The following is a 17,470-nucleotide window of genomic DNA, read 5'->3' on the forward strand; positions in this document are numbered from 1 at the left end:
AGGCGTCAGCCGGCCGTGTGCAGGTTGATGTCGCCGTTGTCGGAGCGGACGTCGAGCCGGTGCGCGCCGTCCGGGTCGGTGGGCAGCTTCGTGCTCACGTCACCGTTGGAGGCGTGGGCGTCCACCCGGTAGGCGGTGCCCTTCGGAACCTCCAGGGTCACGTCGCCGTTGGACGACTCCACGCTGGTGCGCTGCGGCGCGGTGTCGAAGACCAGCCGGACGTCGCCGTTGTCGGAGACGGCGTCCACCTCGCGGGAGGTGACGCCGGTCGCCCGGAGATCCCCGTTGTCGCCCTCCAGGGTGAGGGGGCCGGTGGACCCGGACACCTCGACGTCACCGTTGTCCGTCACGATGCGCAGCGCCGTCGTGAAGCCCGCCGCCTGGATGTCCCCGTTGTCCCCGGTCACGGTCAGCCGCATGTCGCGGGGGACCAGCACCTCGTAGCGGGCCGAGCAGCCGCCCACGACAGGGCCGCAGTCGGTCTTCAGTTCCAGACGGTCGCCGTCCATCTTCCAGGTGGCCTCCGGCTCGCCGATCAGCGCCCAGCCGGCGAACCACCGGGTGACCTCGATGCTGTCGACGTCGGCGGGGCGGACCGAGAGGTCCCCGTTGTCGGTGTCGATGGTGAGGCGGTCGGCGGCCGTCGTGAAGGAGCGCTTCTCCGGCTCGGCGTCCTCCAGGTCGGCGCCGCAGCCGCTCAGCGCCGCCAGTGCGAGGACGGTGCCGGTGGCGACCAGGGCGACACGGGCGGTGCGGGGGACTGCGGCCACGGGGGGCCTCCGTTCAGGTCGGACGAGGCTTCGCGTCGGCCGTTGCCGACGCTACCGACGCTACGGAGCCGGGCCCGCCGTCACGATCCGGCGTGCCCCCTTCGCCGTACGGGGGCTGTCCCCACCCCCGTCACCCCCGCCCCCCGCAGATCCACTCCAGGCCGCCCCGCAGGTGGGCCAGGAAGGCAGGGTCGCGGTACGCCTCCTCGGCGTGCCCCAGGGCGGTCCAGAAGACGCGGCCGCGTCCCTGCCGGTGGTGCCAGGCCAGCGGGTGACGGTCCTCGCCGCCACGGAGCAGCACGCGGACCTCGGCCGGGTCGGGGCAGGGGGCGAAGTCGTACCACTCGTCGCTCCACGACCATGCCTCGGGCAGGTGGGCCGTGGCCGGATGCGCCCGGTCCTCCACCCGGATGAGTCCCGGGCCGTACGGCGGGTGACCGGCGAACCGCGACCGCTGGAGGCTCCCGGTGAACCAGGGCCAGCTCTCCTCGGTGCAGGCCGCCGAGTGCACGCCGGCGAAGCCCGTGCCGGACTCCACCGCCGCGGCGAGCCCCGCGCGGCCGGCGTCGGTCAGGATGTCGCCGGAGGTGGAGAGGAACACCACGGCCGCGTACCGGGAGAGGTCGTCCTCCAGGGCGGCGGGATCCTCGGTGGCGTCCACCGCGAACCCGTCGAAGCGGCCGACCGCGGCCAGGGCGGCGGGGATCGAGTCGTGGCGGTACCCGGTGGTGCGGGTGTGGACCAGCAGGCGGCGCGTCATGCCGACACGGTAGGACGCGCGGGGCCCGCCGGGGGAGAGGGCGTCAGCCGCCCAGGAAGTCGCGGACGAACGCGTTGCGGAAGGCGCGGCGGGGGTCCAGCTCGTCGGCCAGGGCGGCGAACTCGGCGTGCCGCGCGTACCGTTCGCGCAGCACCGGCCCCGGCACGGTGAAGACCTTGCCCCAGTGCGGCCGCGCGTCGAAGGGCGCCAGCGCCTCCTCGACGCGGGAGACGACCGGCAGGACCGCGGCCGTGTCGTCCACCCAGGTGAAGTGGAGCGCCACGCTGTCGCGGCCGTAGGACGGGCTCAGCCACTGACCGTCGCCGGCCACCGTGCGGACCTCGGAGATCTGCAGGACCGGGGCGACGGCCTCGCGGATCGCGGAGAGGGCCTGCAGCGCCTCCAGGGCGCTGGAACGCGGCAGCAGGTACTCGGACTGGAGCTCGTCGCCGCTGCTGGGGGTGAACTCGGCCCGGAAGTGCGGCAGTCGCTCGTGCCAGGGGCCCGGCACGCCCAACTGCTCGGTGCAGTTGACCGCCGGCATCCCCGGAACCGGGTGCATCGGACCGGCCGCCGCGGGCGCCCAGCCGAAGTCGAGGGGGCCGTGGCCGACCCGGTGCTTGACCCAGACCTGCTCGAACACCGGACGCCGCCAGGAGGTGAACAGGCTGACGCTGTAGGCGCATCCGGAGACGGCGGTGAAGTCCAGCCCCTCCAGCGGCAGTTCGGTGAAGACCCGCTGCTCGACCTCGAAGGCCGGCTCCAGGTCCAGGGTGAGCGCGGTGACCACGCCCAGCGCGCCCAGCGAGGTGACCACGCCGCCGAAGCGGGCGTCGTCGCGGCCGATCCGGAGCAGCGAGCCGTCGGAGGTGACCAGCTCCACCTCGCGCACCGCCGAGGCGAGCGGGCCGTTGGCGGCGCCGGAGCCGTGGGTGCCGGTGGCGACCGACCCCGCCACCGAGATGTGCGGGAGCGACGCCATGTTCGGCAGCGCCAGAGAGTGCGCGTGCACCTCGCGGGCCAGACGGGCGTACCGCACCCCGCCGCCGACCCGGACGGTGCGGGCCGCGGTGTCCACCTCGACGTCGGCCGGCAGCGCGTCCAGCGAGAGCAGGACGCCGTCCGGGCCGGGGTCGGCGATGGTGTTGAAGGAGTGCCCGCTGCCCAGCACCCGCACCGCGCCCGCGCCGGCCACCGTCTCCCGGAGTTCGCCGAGCGAGGCGGGCCGTATCGGCCCGGCGGTGGAGAACACGATGTTGCCCGCCCAGTTGGTCGGGGCGGCGGCGGTGGTGCGGGGCATGCGGGGTTCCTTCGGAGCGTGCGCGAAACCGCGGTGACGGGCGCGCGGCGCGCGGCCCGCACTCAGCCTCTCACCCACCGGCGGGAAACCCCTCACCTGCGCCGACGACTGTGAGGTGCCCCACATCCAGGGGGGCTTCACGGCGTGACACGGGGACCCGGTACCGCGCTCGCGTCACCGGCGGCATACGGTGAGAAGTCGCGCATGGGAAGGAGAACGGTATGAGCACGGGCACGGGCAGTCGTACCGCGCTGGTCGAGGATCTGATGGAGCGGTTCCCCGGGGTACCGCGGGAGGCCGTGTTCAAGGAGGACCTGCTGCGAGGCGGGGTCGCCTTCGACGCCTCGGCGCTCAGCGACAACGAGGACGGCGAGGTCAAACCGAAGTCCTACTTCATCTTCTCCTTCGACCACGGCACCCTCCCCGAACTCGGCGAGGCCGCGCTGCGCCGGCCGCCCGAGGAGATCATCCTCACCGGCGGCCCCTACGACCTGCGGCGCACCGTCGTCTCGGTCCGCGTCAACCCGAACTCGCCGTACCGCGTCGCCGCCGACGACCACGGCGTGCTGGGCCTCTACCTCGACGGGAAGCGGATCGCCGACGTCGGCGTGCCGCCGATGCCCGAGTACTACCGGCACAAGCTCTCCAACGGGAAGTCCGTGATGGAGGTGGCGCCCACCATCCAGTGGGGCTACCTGATCTACCTCACGGTCTTCCGGGTGTGCCAGTACTTCGGCGTCAAGGAGGAGTGCCAGTACTGCGACATCAACCACAACTGGCGCCAGCACAAGAAGGCCGGCCGCCCCTACACGGGCGTCAAGGACGTGGAGGAGGTGCTGGAGGCCCTGGAGATCATCGACAAGTACGACACCCAGAAGACCTCCACCGCCTACACGCTCACCGGCGGCGCCATCACCTCCAAGGTCGCCGGGCGCGACGAGGCCGACTTCTACGGCCACTACGCCAAGGCCATCGAGGAGCGCTTCCCGGACCGCTGGATCGGCAAGGTCGTGGCCCAGGCGCTGCCCAGGGACGACGTCCAGCGGTTCAAGGACTACGGCGTCAAGATCTACCACCCCAACTTCGAGGTGTGGGACGAGTACCTGTTCAAGATGTACTGCCCCGGCAAGGAGCGCTACGTCGGCCGGGACGAGTGGCACAAGCGCATCCTGGACTCCGCGGAGATCTTCGGCCCGCGCAACGTGATCCCGAACTTCGTGGCCGGCGTCGAGATGGCCGAGCCGTTCGGCTTCAAGACGGTCGACGAGGCCATCGCCTCCACCACCGAGGGCCTGCGGTTCTTCATGTCGAACGGCATCACGCCCCGGTTCACCACCTGGTGCCCGGAGCCGACCACGCCGCTCGGGAAGACCAACCCCGACGGTGCGCCGCTGGAATACCACATCCGTCTGCTCCAGGCCTACCGCCGGACGATGGAGGACTTCGGTCTCTCCTCCCCGCCCGGCTACGGCCCGCCCGGTCCGGGTCGCGCCGTCTTCTCGGTGAGCTCCTTCATGGACAGCCTCCCCGCCGACGAGACGTACGTGGACAACGAGATCACCGCCGCGGCCGTCGAGCAGGCCTGACCGGACACCGTCCGGCCCGCTCCCGCCCCGCGCGCCACCCCCTTCGAGGGCCGGCGCGCGGGGCGCCGTCGTCCGCACGGGGCCTTCCGCTCCCCGGGTTGCCGCGCCGCGGCTCTGTACCACGGCGTGACATCGTCGGGAAACAGGCGTGCGAAAAATGGGTGATACTTTTTCGGTCATGTCGAGTTCTGCGCTCTCGACCGAGGCCGACACCCGGGCCCCGGTCGCCTCTCCGGCCCCGGCCGTCCCGCCGGCCCCGCCCGGCTCCCAGGCCGCTCCGCACACCCTCGCGGAGAACATCGCGGCGTACGTGATCGGCGCCTTCCTGATGTCCTGGGGGCTGACCCTCCTGCACGCCGTCCAAGGCGTCACCGGCGGTCTCGCCGGCGCGTCGTTCCTCGTCAGCTACGCGGGCGGCGTGCCGCTGGGCGCGGTCTTCTTCGCCGTCAACCTGCCGTTCTACTACTTCGCGGTGCGGCGCATGGGCTGGTCCTTCACCCTGCGGACCCTGGCGGTGGTCGGGCTCACCTCGGCGCTGACGCCCCTCCAGCAGGAGCTGGTCACGCTCTCCGGGATGAGTCCCTGGTACGCCGCCGTGTTCGGCGGCCTCTGCGTGGGCCTCGGCATGATCGTGGTGTTCCGCCACAACGCGAGCGGCGGCGGCTTCGGCATCCTCGCCCTCCATCTCCAGGACCGGTACGGCTGGCGGGCCGGCTACGTGCAGCTCGGCCTCGACGCGGTGGTGATCCTCTGCGCGCTGCCGCTGGTGGAGCCGGGGGTGGTGCTCGCCTCGCTGGCCGGCGTCGCCGTGCTCAACCTGGTCATAGCGATGAACCACCGGCCCGGCCGCTACAACGGCCGCTGACCGCGTCCCCCGCTCCTCCTCCCGTCACCCTCCCCCGTCGTTCCCGGCCCGGCCCCCGCACGGCCTCGCTCGCACAGCCCCGAATCAGGAGCGGTCCCATGTCCTCCACGTGGTCCCCGGCCCCGTCCGGCACAGGCCGCCGCCCTGCCCTGCCCGGCCTGCCCGCCTGGGTCCGTGACCCCAAGGTCTGGCGCACCGAGGTGCTGGCCGGTCTGGTGGTCGGTCTCGCGTTGATCCCCGAGGCGATCTCCTTCTCGGTGATCGCGGGCGTGGACCCGGCGGTCGGTCTCTTCGCCTCGTTCCTGATGGCGGTGACCATCTCGGTGGTCGGCGGCCGCCGGGCGATGGTCTCCGCGGCCACCGGGGCGGTCGCCCTGGTGATCGCGCCGCTCAACCGGGAGCACGGCTTCGGGTACCTCATCGCGGGGGTGATCCTGGCCGGCGTCTTCCAGATCGCCCTCGGCCTGCTCGGCGTCGCCCGGCTGATGCGGTTCGTGCCGCGCTCGGTGATGGTCGGCTTCGTCAACTCGCTGGCCATCCTGGTCTTCCTGGCGCAGGTCCCCGAGCTCCACGACGTCCCGTGGGCCGTGTACCCGCTGATGCTGTCCGGTCTGGCCATGCTGGTGTTCTTCCCGCGGCTGACCACGGTGGTGCCCGCGCCGCTGGTGACGGTGGTGATCCTCACCGTGATCACGGTGGCGGCCGGCATCGCCGTGCCGACCGTCGGGGACCGCGGCGAGCTGCCGTCCGCCCTGCCGGTCCCGGGCCTGCCCGACGTGCCGCTCACCCTGGACACCCTCACCACCGTCGCGCCGTACTCCTTCGCCATGGCGCTGGTCGGACTGATGGAGTCGCTGATGACCGCCAAGCTGGTCGACGACATCACCGACACCCGCTCCAGCAAGACCCGCGAGTCCGTGGGCCAGGGCATCGCCAACATCGTCACCGGCCTCTTCGGCGGCATGGGCGGCTGCGCGGTCATCGGACAGACCATGATCAACGTCAAGGTCTCCGGCGCCCGGACACGGCTGTCGACCTTCCTGGCGGGCGTCTTCGTGCTGATCCTGTGCGTGGCGGCCGGACCGGTGGTCTCCGAGATCCCCATGGCGGCCCTGGTGGCGGTGATGGTGATGGTCTCGGTCACCGCCTTCGACTGGCACTCGGTGGCCCCCAGGACGCTCCGGCGGATGCCGCCGGGGGAGACCATGGTGATGGTGATCACGGTGGTCTGCGTGGTGGTCACCCACAACCTGGCCGTCGGCGTGGTGGTCGGATCGATCACCGCGATGGTGGTCTTCGCGCGGCGGGTCGCGCACCTGGTGGACGTCACCGCGGCCGTCCGGCCGGAGGACGGCCAGGTGGTCTACCGTGTCGCCGGCGAGCTGTTCTTCGCCTCGTCGAACGAACTGGTCACGCAGTTCGACTACCAGGGCGACCCGGACGACGTCGTCATCGACCTGTCCGCCGCGCACATCTGGGACGCCTCCTCGGTGGCCGCGCTGGACGCCGTCGAGACCAAGTACGCCAGGCACGGCAAGCGGGTCACGGTGGTCGGTCTCAACGAGCCCAGCGCCCGCATCCACGAACGCCTCGCGGGCAGGCTCCCCTCACCCTGACCTCCCTCACCCTGACCCACGGCCCGAGGGCCCGCACCCCGCCGGTGAGAACGGGGGAGCGGGCCCTCGGCCACGTGGTCAGGCCTTGCCGCCGCAGATCACGTCGTAGGGCCTGCCGATCGCGAACATCAGCTCCATCGGCTCGGTGGTGCCGGCCGGGCACTTGTCCTTCGTCTTCACCAGACCGAGGACCTTGTAGTCGGTCCCGCCCGCGCCGGAGCAGGCGATCTCCTGCGCCTGGTTGTCGACGCAGTCCCCCTCCACCAGCTGTCCGCCGCCCGCACCGGCGTCGCCGGGGTGGTCGTCGGACAGGTTGCGGCCGCAGACCGTCTCGCTGGGAATGCCGCCGGCCGCGTCGCTCCCGCCGTACGAGATCGACACCTCGATGATCAGGTCCGTCCCGGCCGGGCACTGGATGGACTCCGGCATGATGCTGCCGTCCATGATCTCCAGCGCCTTGAAGGTCGCGCCCGACTCGTCGCAGTCGAACATCGTGTAGCTGTCCGACCCCTTCTCCGGGTCGGGACCGCCGCAGTCGCCCTTCTCCCAGCTGCGCGACTTCTGGTCGTCCGCCGAGTCCGTCGCGCCGGTCGAGGACGACGACGTGCCGGTGTCGTCGTCCTTGAACAGCTGCGAGGCGCCGAATCCCAGCGCGATCACCACGCCGAGCGACACCAGGCTGCTCAGGCAGCCCTTCGCACGGCTGGGCGCGGTCGCCGGCTGCTGCGGCGGAACCGGCGGTGGTGGTGGCTGCGGGTTGTTCTGCCAAGCCACGAAATGCCTCCCCTGCACTCTCCTACAACACGGGGGAGGACGGCCCTTCGGTACCGGCGGTTCCGGGTTCACACCCCCGATCCGGGCAGGTTGTGTGAAGACTCGCGCGGTCCGGTGCGGCCCCCCACGGCGGCGGAGCGACACCCACCGCCGGGGGCGTCCGGCCGGTCCACGGGCGGACGCGAAAAGGTGGCGCACGGGGGCAGGCCCGCTCGATATCGTCCGGCGCATGGCCCTGCACACGAAGGGGTCCCGCCGCATCGTCGTCGACGGGACCGAGTGCCGCCGGCGGATCAGGCGGCAGGCCACCTGCGGCCAGGGCTGCTGCGGGCGGTCACCCCTGACGTACGCCGTGGAGGCGGCCGGAACCGGTCGCGCGGGCGGCACGGTGCTGCTCGTCACGACCGGCCACCCGCGTCCCGACAACGCCTTCCGGGCCGAGGCGGTACCCGTCCTCCCGGCCGACGTGGCGGCCGCCGTACGCGCGGCGCGAGCCGCGGGGTGGGAGCCCGGCAGGCCGGGCTCCGCCTTCCGCTTCCCCCGGCCCGCCGGCTGAGAAGGCGCAGGAGGGGCAGGAGGCGGACTCAGCGCAGGATCTGCCCGAGCGCCGCCAGCAGACGGTCGACGTCCTCGTCGTCGTTGTACGGGGCCAGACCCACCCGCACCCCGCCCTCGTCGCCCAGGCCCAGGTGACGGGACGCCTCCAGGGCGTAGAAGGAACTCGCCGGGGCGTCCACGCGGTGTTCCGCCAGCCGCAGCGAGACCTCCGCCGCGGGAACCGGGCCGGCCGTGAACAGCAGGGTGGAGGTGCGCAGCCCGGCACGGGAGTGGAGGGTGACGCCCGGCAGCTTCGCCAGCCCTTCCTCGATCCGCTCGCGGAGGCGGTCCTCGTGCTCCTCCGCCGCGGCGAAGGAGGCCACCAGCCGCTCCCGGCGGCCCGGACCGGCACCCGCCGGGGCCAGATCGGCGAGGAAGTCCACGGCGGCCCGCGTCGCCGCCAGCAACTCGTAAGGCAGCGTGCCCAGTTCGAAGCGCTCGGGGACGGCGTCGCTCGACGGGAGGAGCTTGTCGGGGTGCAGCGACTCCAGCAGCTCGGCCCGTCCGGTCAGCACCCCGAGGTGCGGGCCGAGGAACTTGTACGGGGAGCAGACCAGGGTGTCCGCGCCGAGCGCCGGCAGGTCGACGGCGACGTGCGCCGCGTAGTGCACGGCGTCAACGTGCAGCAGCGCTCCGGCCGCGTGCGCCAGCGCGGCGATGGCCGGCACGTCGGGGCGGGCCCCGTTGAGGTTCGATGCGGCGGTGACCGCGACCAGGCGGGTACGGGGGGACAGCACCGCCTCGATGTGCTCGGGCCGCAGCTCACCGGTGGCCGGGTCGAAGTCGGCCCACCGCACGCCGGCGCCCGCGGCCTCGGCGGCCTGTACCCAGGGGCGGATGTTGGAGTCGTGGTCCAGCCGCGTCACGACGACCTCGTCCCCGGGCCCCCAGCCCTTGGCGAGGGTGCGCGCGAGGTCGTAGACCAGCTGGGTGGCGCTGCGGCCGAACACCACCGTCGAGGCGGGGGTGTTGAGGAAGTCGCCCATGGCGCGGCGCGCCCCGGCCACGATGTCGTCGGCGTTGCGCTGCCCCTCGGTGACCCGGCCGCGGTTGGCCAGCGGGCGGGTGAGGGCCTCGGCCATCGCGGCCACCACCGGCGCGGGGGTCTGCGTCCCGCCGGGCGCGTCGAAGCGGGCCCAGCCGGAGGTGAGCAGAGCCGGGAAGTGGGCGCGCACGGCGGCGACGTCGAAAGGGGCGGCGTGCGAAGTCACGCAGAACCTCCTGGGCGGGACGAAAGGCAAGGTCAGGCCATGATCGCAGCCCGTGGAGGCATCGGGGAAGGGCGGGGTGATGAGTGGTCCGGGCGGTCCGCGGCTCCCCAAAGCCGCCTCGCGCCCGGACCCTCGGCCGGAAGGTCGGAGGCCGGTGACCCTCCGGTGGTCGTTGTGGTGCCGCCTGCCCCGTCGCCGGGACCGACGGCCCCTGTAGCGGGGCCCGGCCGCCCCTGTCGCCGGGCCCGCCGGCTCAGTGGGCGCGCAGCCCTTGCGACCGGAACTGCCCGCGGACCCGCTCCACCAGTCGAGCGTCCGGCGACGGGGTGTCCTTCAGCGGGAACGGCAAACCCATCGCCTCGTACTTGGCGGCGCCCAGTTTGTGGAACGGCAGCACATCCACCTGTTCCACGCAGCCCAGTGGGGCGAGGAAGCGGGCGAGGCCGTCGATCGCCCCGGCGTCGTCCGTCCACCCCGGCACCAGCACGTACCGGATCCGGGTCCGCACGCCCAGCCGGTCCAGCCGCCGGGCGAACTCCAGCGTCGGCGTGAGGGAACGGCCGGTCAGCTCGCGGTAGCGGGTGGCGTCGAAGGACTTGATGTCCAGCAGCACCAGATCGGTGTCCGCGAGCAGTTCGTCGCCCGCCCGCGCGCCCAGGAAACCCGAGGTGTCCAGCGCCGTGTGCAGGCCCGCCTCCTTGCAGCGGCGCAGGAGCTCGCCGGTGAAGGCCGGCTGGAGCAGCGCCTCGCCGCCGCTGACGGTGACCCCGCCGCCGGAGGCGGCGATGAAGCCGCGGTAGCGGTCGATCTCCGCCATCACCTCGCCGACGGTCCGCTCCTGCCCGTCCCGCATCCGCCAGGTGTCCGGGTTGGCGCAGTACAGGCAGCGCAGCGGGCAGCCGCTGAGGAACAGCACGAAGCGGGTCCCGGGACCGTCCACACCGGTGGACAGGTCCCACGAGTGGATCCGGCCGGTGGTGGCGGCCCCCGTGGCGGGGGCCTCACGCGGGGCGGTGGCGGTCGTCATCTCACACGCTTCCGTGGAAGGTGCGGCCGATCACGTCGAGCTGCTGCTCGCGGGTGAGCCGCACGAAGTTGACGGCGTAGCCGGAGACCCGGACGGTCAGTTCCGGATGACGCTCCGGGTGCTCCATCGCGTCCTCCAGCGTGGCCTTGTCCAGTACGTTGACGTTCATGTGGAACCCGCCGCCGCCGGTGTAGCCGTCCAGGATGCCCACCAGGTTCCCGGGGCGCTCCTCGGGCCAGTGACCGAGCCCCTCCGGGGTCACGGTGGTGGTCAGCGAGACGCCGTCGCGTGCCTGCTCGTAGGGCAGCTTGGCCACCGAGAGCGCGGAGGCGACCACCCCGTGCCGGTCCCGCCCGTTCATCGGGTTGGCGCCGGGGGCGAACGGCTCGCCGGCGCGGCGGCCGTCGGGGGTGTTGCCGGTGTGCTTGCCGTAGACCACGTTCGAGGTGATCGTCAGCACCGACTGGGTGTGCTCGGCGTCCCGGTACGCCGGGTGGGTGCGCACCTTGGCCATGAACGACTCGACCAGTTCCCCGGCGATGGCGTCGGCACGGTCGTCGTTGTTGCCGTACGCCGGGTACTCGCCGTCGCCCTCCAGCACGTAGTCGACGGCCAGCCCGGTCTCGTCGCGCACCACCCGCACCCGGCCGTGCTTCACGGCGGAGAGGCTGTCGGCGGCGACCGACAGGCCGGCGATGCCGCAGGCCATGAACCGGTGCACCGGGTGGTCGTGCAGGGCCATCTCCAGGCGCTCGTAGGCGTACTTGTCGTGCATGTAGTGGATGACGTTCAGCGCGTCGACGTACGTCCCGGCCAGCCAGTCCAGCATCCGGTCGTAGGCCGCGGAGAGTTCGGCGTGGTCCAGGTACTCGCCGGTCAGCGGTTCGGCCGCGGGGGCCACCTGCTCGCCGGTCATCTCGTCCCGGCCGCCGTTGATGGCGTACAGCAGGGCCTTGGCGAGGTTGACCCGGGCGCCGAAGAACTGCATCTGCTCGCCGACCCGCATGGCCGACACGCAGCAGGCGATGGCCGTGTCGTCGCCGGTGTGGGCGCGCAGGAGCTCGTCGGACTCGTACTGGACCGCGCTGGTGTCGATGGACACCCGGGCGCAGAAGTCCTTGAAACCGGCGGGCAGCGCCGCCGACCACAGCACGGTCATGTTGGGCTCGGGCGCCGGGCCCAGGTTGTACAGCGTCTGCAGGAAGCGGAACGAGGTGCGGGTGACCAGCGGCCGGCCGTCCTCGCCGATGCCGCCGATCGACTCGGTCACCCAGGTCGGGTCGCCGGAGAACAGGGCGTCGTACTCGGGCGTGCGCAGAAAACGGACCATCCGGAGCTTGATCACGAAGTCGTCGATCAGCTCCTGGGCCCGGGACTCGTCGAGGGTCCCCTCGGCGAGGTCGCGCTCCAGGTACACGTCGAGGAAGGTCGAGGTGCGGCCCAGCGACATGGCCGCGCCGTTCTGCTCCTTCACGGCCGCCAGATAGCCCATGTACAGCCACTGCACGGCCTCGTGCGCGGTGGCGGCGGGGCGGGAGACGTCGACGCCGTAGGTGGCGGCCATCGCGGTCAGCTCGGCCAGCGCCCGGGTCTGCTCGGCCAGCTCCTCGCGGTCGCGGATCACGTGCTCGGTGGAGGGCCGCGCGTCCAGCAGGGCCCGCTCGGCCTTCTTCCGCTCGATCAGGAGGTCCGTGCCGTAGAGCGCGACGCGGCGGTAGTCGCCGATGATCCGGCCCCGGCCGTAGGCGTCCGGCAGGCCGGTGATGACGTGGGCGCGCCGGGCCGCCCGCATGTCCGGGGTGTACGCGTCGAAGACGCCGTCGTTGTGGGTCTTGCGGTACGTGCCGAAGATCTCGGAGACCTTCGCGTCCGGCTCGTAGCCGTACGCCCGCAGCCCGTTCTCCACCATCCGCAGGCCGCCGTTCGGCATGATCGCCCGCTTCAGCGGCGCGTCCGTCTGCAGGCCCACGACGAGTTCGCGGGCGCGGTCGAGGTAGCCGGGGGCGTGCGAGGTGATCGTGGAGGGCGTGGCGGCGTCCACGTCGAGGACCCCGCGGCGGCGCTCCTCGGCCAGCAGGCCGTTCAGCCGCTCCATGACGGCGCGGGTCCGCCCGGTGGGGCCGGCGAGGAACGAGGCGTCGCCCGTGTAGGGCGTGTAGTTGGCCTGGATGAAGCCCCGTACGTCCACCCGGTCCCGCCACCGGGTCCCCTCGAAGCCACGCCAGGCGTCACCGCCGCTCGTGCGCCCGCCGCCGGGGGGTGCGTCGGTGCGGGCGTCGGTGGTGGTCGGGGTCGAGGGCGCTGCCGTGGTCGTGGTCATCAGTGGTCTCCCTTCGCATCTATCACAACATTTGGTGCGAACCGGAACATTCCCGTTCGTGTGACGGAAGCCGCAGGAGTTCCGCAGGCTCCCCGAACGCGCAGGCCGGAGCCGGTGCCTCGCCGCCGGAACGGGAGGGCCGGTACCCGGGAGTCCGGGGAGGCGGTGCGATGATCAGGGCCGGGGGAGTGCAGTCGGACGGGTCGAACGGAAGGTACAGGCAGTGACCGAGCGCCCGAGGCGGACGGCCTGGATACGACGGTTCCACACCGCTGCGCAGGACGCGCCGCACGTGGTGCTCTTCCCGCACGGAGGCGCGGGGGCCACCTCCTTCCACCCGCTGTCCCGCGCGCTGAAGCCGCAGGTCCAGGCGCTGGTCGTCCAGTACCCGGGGCGGCAGGACCGGATCGCCGAGCCCTGCGTCGCGGACGTCGGGGAGCTGGCCGACCGCGTCGCCGAGGAGCTGGAACCCTGGTCCGGCCTCCCCCTGGTGCTGTTCGGCCACAGCCTCGGCTCGGCCGTCGCCTTCGAGACCGCCGTGCGGCTGGAGCGGCGCGGGACGACCGTGCGCGCCCTGTTCGCCTCGGCCCGGCGCGCCCCGTCCCTCGCCCTGGAGGGCGCCCCGCCGTCGCTGGACACCGACGCGGAACTGCTCGGCATCCTGAAGCAGCTCGGCGGCGACTCCGCCACGCCGATCCCGGACGACCCCGCCTTCCTCGAGCTGGTCCTGCCGGCCGTCCGCAACGACTTCCACGCCAGCAACCACTACCGTGCCCCCGCCGGCCTGCGCCTCACCTGCCCGGTGACCGGCCTCGCGGGCGAGGAGGACCCGGCGGTGGCGGTGTCCGAGGTGGAGGCGTGGGCCGGCCACACCACGGGCCCCTTCCGGCTGCTCACCTTCCCCGGCGGCCACTTCTACCTGGACGACCGGCTCGAGCGGATCCGTGAGGAGATCACGCTGGCCGCGGGGCGCGCCGCCTGCTGAGCGGGACCGCCGGCTGAGCGGAACCGTCCGGCCCCGCGAGGCGGCGCGGGCCGCCGTGCGGCCGTCCGGCGGAATGCGCCGTGCCGTGCGGGTGTCCCGGCGGGTCGCCCTGACCGTCCGGCCGATGCGGCGTCTAGCTTCTCAGCAGTCGATCAGCTTTTCCGTCCGGTGCCGACCCGTGAGGAGAGCGCGATCCGACCGCAGCGCACGGCTCACCCGGACGCCGGTCCTGCGGGCGGCGGGCCCGACCGCGGCGGCTTCGGCACTCCCCGGGTGGGCCGTCCCGCGGACGGCCGGTGGCCGGACCTGATCAGGAAGGCGGGAAACGATGACGGTGCAGGACCCGGCGGCGGCGACGGCGACGTCGCGGCCGGCCCGGCGACGGACCACGGTGTCCATGGACGCGGTCTGGCGGCTCGCCCCCGTGGTCTGCCGGCTCACCGGCTTCCTGGGGGAGCAGGCATCGGCCGCTCTGCTGCGAAGAGCCGTCGCCGCGGCCGGCGCCCTGGAACCGTCCACGGTCGACGGCCGCCAGGTCGTTCCCCACGTACGACGCTCCCGGTCCGGCTGGTTCGCCGCCCCCGAACTCCTCGACGCCATCGGCGACGTGCTGCCGGCGGTGGAGCAGACGCTCGGCGTCCCCTGCCGCGACACCGTGCCCTCGTACGCCCTGAACGTGCACAACGACGGTGACTTCTACCGGGCGCACCAGGACACCGACGGCGTCGAGTGCGCCGACCGCCTGCTGACGTTCGTCTACTACCTCCACGGCACGCCCCGGCCCTTCCAGGGCGGCGAACTGCGCGTGTTCGACGGCGCGGAGCCGCTCGACAGGAGGAGGACGAGACGGTGGGAGGACCGCACGTGGCGGGACTGGGAGCCCCTGCACGACAGCATCGTCTTCTTCCGGCCCACCCACTGGCACGAGGTGCGCAAGGTGAGCTGCCCGAGCGGGCGGCCGGAGGACAGCCGTTTCGCGGTCAACGGCTGGCTGTGCCGCCGCCCCGACCAGGCCTCCGCCGCGGGGTGAGGGGCGGCGGGGCCGTGGAACGTCACGGCCCTCCCGGGCCGCGCCTACGCGGGGTCGTCCGTCCCGTGGGCCCGGCCGCCGGACAGCGGAACACCGCGGCGCCGGCCCAGCACGCGGAACCAGACCGTCCCCACCACCAGCGCGACCAGCCCGGCCGGTGCGAGCCAGGCGTCCAGCAGGTCGCCCAGGTACGCGTCGTCGAGCGCGGCGCCGACGGCGAACGCCAGGACGCCCAGGTAGAGCACCAGCCCGGGGGCCCAGCCCTTCGGGTGCAGCGAGAGCCCGCCCATCACGCAGCCGAGGAGCAGCGGCACCAGGATGCCGAGGCCCCCGGCGATCACCGCGCCGGCGATCATCAGGCCCCACGCCCACATCCAGAGCGGATCGTCGTCCGGTACCCGCCCGTCCAGCGACGCGCCCACGCCCAGGGCGATCAGGACCAGCAGGGCGCCCACGCCGAAGCCGATCAGGATCATGCGGGTGAGCCGCTTCTCCCAGCGGTCGATGAAGGAGAAGCTGTAGCGGTACGGGGATCCGGCCATGCGCAGACCGTAGCGCCATCCCGGCCGGGGGTACACAGGGGAAGACCGTCCGGGCCCGGTGCGTCTCGCGCACCGGGCCCGGGTGTTTCGCCGACGCCTCTCAGCCGTTCATGGCGGCCCAGAACTCCTCGAAGGACATCTGCCGGTCGCCGTCGGTGTCGAGCGAGTCGATCAGCTCCCGTGCCTGCTCCTCGGTGATCTCGGCGCCCTCCAGCTCCGACACGACCTGCCGGTACTCCTCGGCCGTCACCTGGCCGTCCCCGTCGACGTCGTAACGCTCGAAGACCTTGCGCGCCGCCGCCTTCACGATGTCCGTCATCGTCTCCGCCCCTCTGCGATCTTGACCTGGGGCAAGGCTATCGGGCCGTCCGCACGGTGAACTCGTTGCCGTCGGGATCGGTCAGGACCACGCGTCCGCCGTCCTCGCGCCGGTCGCCGCCGGGCCGGGCGGCGCCGAGGGAGAGCAGGCGCCCGACCTCCGCCTCGAGGTCGTCACCGGCCCGGACCGCGAGGTCGAAACGGATCCGGTCCCTGCCGAGGCGCGGCATCATCGGAGGACCACCCCAGGTGATCTTCGTCCCGCCGGCGGGCGACCGGATCGCCGTCTCCTCGTTCTCGTCCCAGACCAGCGGCCAGTCCAGCGCCCGGCTCCAGAAGTACCCGACCGCCTGCGAACCGTCGCAGGCGAGCGCCCCGACGAGCCCGCAGCCCGCCAGGAAGCCGTTGCCCGGCTCGATGACGCAGAACTCGTTGCCGTCCGGGTCGGCGAGCACCACGTGGGACTCCTCCGGGAGCTGGCCGACGTCGGTGTGACGGCCACCGAGCGCGAGCGCCCGCGCCACGGTCTCCCGCTGGTCGTCCGGGGAGACGCTCGTCAGGTCGAAGTGCAGCCGGTTCTGGCCCGACTTGGGCTCCGGGGTCCGGACGAACCGGAGCGGGAGGCCGGTCCCGTCGCCCGGCAGGACGGTGACCCCGTCGGCGGTGTCGTCGTCGGTCTTCCGGCCCAGGAGGCCCGCCCAGAAGCGGGCGAGGGCGGCCGGATCGAGCGCGTCGAAGGTGAGCGCGTGCAGGTGGGAGGTCATGTGTCGTCGCTCTCGGTCTCGCGGGGCGGAAGGTGCGGGGTGGGCCGGGGAAGACAGGCCGGAAGGTCGTGGGGCCGGAAGGGACCGGCGGCGGTGGACGTCACAGGCCGGAGAAGAGGCCGTGGAGCGGGGCGGGGGTCTCGTCGGGCCCGAGGGCCTCGACCAGGACGCGGCCGTAGTGGATCTTGCGGCCCTTCTTGGTGCCGAGGAACCGCCGCAACTGCCGCTCGCGGGACCTGCCCTGCTGCGCGGGCTGGCTCCGGAAGGTCTGCCAGGCGCGCAGGTCGCCCTCGGCCCGGACCGTCTCCTCGACCCGCTCCGCGCCGAGCGCGCGGATCAGCTCCTCCTCGAGGTCCGCGACGCACACGAAGACGCCGCCGAGCGGCGCGCCCGCCCGCTCCAGTCCCCGGTCGTAGTACGGCCGTTCACGCTCGTCGCACAGGCCCGTCAGGCGCAGGCCGAGCCCCGGAGGGCCGAGGACCCGGGCGAAGCGGGCGGCGTTCATGGCGCCGTTCATCGACAGCACGCACACGCCCTCCGCCGCGAGGTCCCGGCCGCGCAGGGCGGCCAGCGCGTCGACGGCCGCGAGATCGCTCGGCCCCTCCAGCAGCACCGCGGTGCGCAGCCCGAGCCGCGTGGCCAGCTCACCGGCGGGACCGGCACAGCCGCCGGCCGCCCAGCTCCCGACCGCGTCCCGGAACGTCGCCATCTCCGCCATGCGCGCGAGTCTGCCCCACCGGCCGGGCCCCGGCACGTGGTTATTCGCCGCGGCGCCGCGGCGAGGCCCGGCCCGCCGACCCGCGTACCCCGGCGGGCCCTTGGGCGGCGGACGGCGCCGCGGACGCTCCGCGGCCGGCGCCACGGAAAACCGTTCGACGCGCACCGCGCCGCTCGGACATCCTCTGCGTCATGTTCCGGCACGCCTTCACCCTTGTTGCGGCATCCGCGGTCGCGGATGCCGCGAAGGCTGCCGCCGTGTTCCTCGCAGCGGGCGCCGCAGTCGGC

General features: G+C 73.1%; 17 protein-coding genes. 6 read left to right on the forward strand and 11 right to left on the reverse strand.

Annotated features, from left to right (window positions below; translation table 11 throughout):
• Positions 1–5: 5 nt before the first annotated feature.
• From GBN72_RS02165 to GBN72_RS02175, 3 genes are all read right to left on the reverse strand, one after another.
• Positions 6–770, reverse strand: a complete 765-nt coding sequence (locus tag GBN72_RS02165) for a DUF4097 family beta strand repeat-containing protein (protein ID WP_151769904.1) — start codon at positions 768–770, stop codon at positions 6–8.
• Between the two features lie 130 nt (positions 771–900).
• Complete coding sequence (locus GBN72_RS02170; RefSeq protein WP_151769905.1) at positions 901–1,530, reverse strand: ThuA domain-containing protein; 630 nt, start codon at positions 1,528–1,530, stop codon at positions 901–903.
• A gap of 43 nt (positions 1,531–1,573) precedes the next feature.
• The gene (locus tag GBN72_RS02175) at positions 1,574–2,830 is read right to left on the reverse strand and encodes an FAD-binding protein (RefSeq protein WP_151769906.1); all 1,257 of its coding nucleotides are present in this window, start codon (positions 2,828–2,830) and stop codon (positions 1,574–1,576) included.
• A 221-nt stretch (positions 2,831–3,051) separates the two neighbouring features.
• Between GBN72_RS02175 and GBN72_RS02180 the strand changes: the two genes are divergently transcribed.
• The 3 genes from GBN72_RS02180 (at position 3,052) to GBN72_RS02190 (ending at position 6,897) form a co-directional block, all read left to right on the forward strand.
• Positions 3,052–4,416, forward strand: coding sequence for a radical SAM protein (locus GBN72_RS02180; protein ID WP_151769907.1), 1,365 nt, complete (start codon positions 3,052–3,054; stop codon positions 4,414–4,416).
• Between the two features lie 178 nt (positions 4,417–4,594).
• On the forward strand, positions 4,595–5,281 hold the full coding sequence (locus tag GBN72_RS02185) for a YitT family protein (RefSeq protein ID WP_151769908.1): 687 nt from the start codon (positions 4,595–4,597) through the stop codon (positions 5,279–5,281).
• A 98-nt stretch (positions 5,282–5,379) separates the two neighbouring features.
• On the forward strand, positions 5,380–6,897 hold the full coding sequence (locus tag GBN72_RS02190) for a SulP family inorganic anion transporter (protein WP_151769909.1): 1,518 nt from the start codon (positions 5,380–5,382) through the stop codon (positions 6,895–6,897).
• Positions 6,898–6,975: 78 nt separating this feature from the next.
• Here GBN72_RS02190 and GBN72_RS02195 read toward each other — a convergent pair whose 3' ends face one another.
• Positions 6,976–7,671, reverse strand: a complete 696-nt coding sequence (locus GBN72_RS02195; RefSeq protein ID WP_369695868.1) for a hypothetical protein — start codon at positions 7,669–7,671, stop codon at positions 6,976–6,978.
• A gap of 229 nt (positions 7,672–7,900) precedes the next feature.
• Between GBN72_RS02195 and GBN72_RS02200 the strand changes: the two genes are divergently transcribed.
• Positions 7,901–8,227: a hypothetical protein gene (locus GBN72_RS02200; protein ID WP_151769910.1), complete on the forward strand. Its 327-nt coding sequence runs from the start codon at positions 7,901–7,903 to the stop codon at positions 8,225–8,227.
• A 28-nt stretch (positions 8,228–8,255) separates the two neighbouring features.
• On the opposite strand, the gene GBN72_RS02205 is transcribed toward GBN72_RS02200, so the two are convergent.
• The 3 genes from GBN72_RS02205 to pflB all read right to left on the reverse strand — a co-directional run bounded on the left by GBN72_RS02205 (position 8,256) and on the right by pflB (position 12,826).
• Entirely contained in the window at positions 8,256–9,479 is a 1,224-nt protein-coding gene (locus tag GBN72_RS02205) for a cysteine desulfurase-like protein (protein ID WP_151769911.1), read from the reverse strand.
• Positions 9,480–9,732: 253 nt separating this feature from the next.
• A complete protein-coding gene (gene pflA / locus GBN72_RS02210; RefSeq protein ID WP_151769912.1) occupies positions 9,733–10,506 on the reverse strand; it encodes a pyruvate formate-lyase-activating protein in 774 nt (257 codons plus the stop codon).
• A 1-nt stretch (position 10,507) separates the two neighbouring features.
• Complete coding sequence (gene pflB, locus GBN72_RS02215; RefSeq protein WP_151769913.1) at positions 10,508–12,826, reverse strand: formate C-acetyltransferase; 2,319 nt, start codon at positions 12,824–12,826, stop codon at positions 10,508–10,510.
• A 223-nt stretch (positions 12,827–13,049) separates the two neighbouring features.
• On the opposite strand from pflB, the gene GBN72_RS02220 reads away from it, so the two are divergent.
• Both GBN72_RS02220 and GBN72_RS02225 read left to right on the forward strand, forming a co-directional pair.
• Positions 13,050–13,811, forward strand: a complete 762-nt coding sequence (locus GBN72_RS02220) for a thioesterase II family protein (RefSeq protein WP_151769914.1) — start codon at positions 13,050–13,052, stop codon at positions 13,809–13,811.
• 328 nt (positions 13,812–14,139) lie between these two features.
• Positions 14,140–14,841: a 2OG-Fe(II) oxygenase gene (locus tag GBN72_RS02225; RefSeq protein ID WP_151769915.1), complete on the forward strand. Its 702-nt coding sequence runs from the start codon at positions 14,140–14,142 to the stop codon at positions 14,839–14,841.
• Between the two features lie 44 nt (positions 14,842–14,885).
• Here the strand turns inward: GBN72_RS02225 and GBN72_RS02230 are convergent, their stop codons facing one another.
• From GBN72_RS02230 to GBN72_RS02245, 4 genes are all read right to left on the reverse strand, one after another.
• Positions 14,886–15,383: a hypothetical protein gene (locus GBN72_RS02230; RefSeq protein WP_151769916.1), complete on the reverse strand. Its 498-nt coding sequence runs from the start codon at positions 15,381–15,383 to the stop codon at positions 14,886–14,888.
• 100 nt (positions 15,384–15,483) lie between these two features.
• The gene (locus GBN72_RS02235) at positions 15,484–15,702 is read right to left on the reverse strand and encodes an EF-hand domain-containing protein (RefSeq protein ID WP_151769917.1); all 219 of its coding nucleotides are present in this window, start codon (positions 15,700–15,702) and stop codon (positions 15,484–15,486) included.
• Between the two features lie 37 nt (positions 15,703–15,739).
• A complete protein-coding gene (locus GBN72_RS02240) occupies positions 15,740–16,465 on the reverse strand; it encodes a VOC family protein (RefSeq protein ID WP_151769918.1) in 726 nt (241 codons plus the stop codon).
• A gap of 100 nt (positions 16,466–16,565) precedes the next feature.
• Entirely contained in the window at positions 16,566–17,183 is a 618-nt protein-coding gene (locus GBN72_RS02245) for a TOPRIM nucleotidyl transferase/hydrolase domain-containing protein (RefSeq protein WP_151769919.1), read from the reverse strand.
• Positions 17,184–17,470: the final 287 nt, after the last annotated feature.

The sequence above is a fragment of the Streptomyces abyssomicinicus genome, from assembly GCF_008974245.1.
In the GTDB taxonomy this organism is placed as follows: domain Bacteria; phylum Actinomycetota; class Actinomycetes; order Streptomycetales; family Streptomycetaceae; genus Streptomyces; species Streptomyces abyssomicinicus.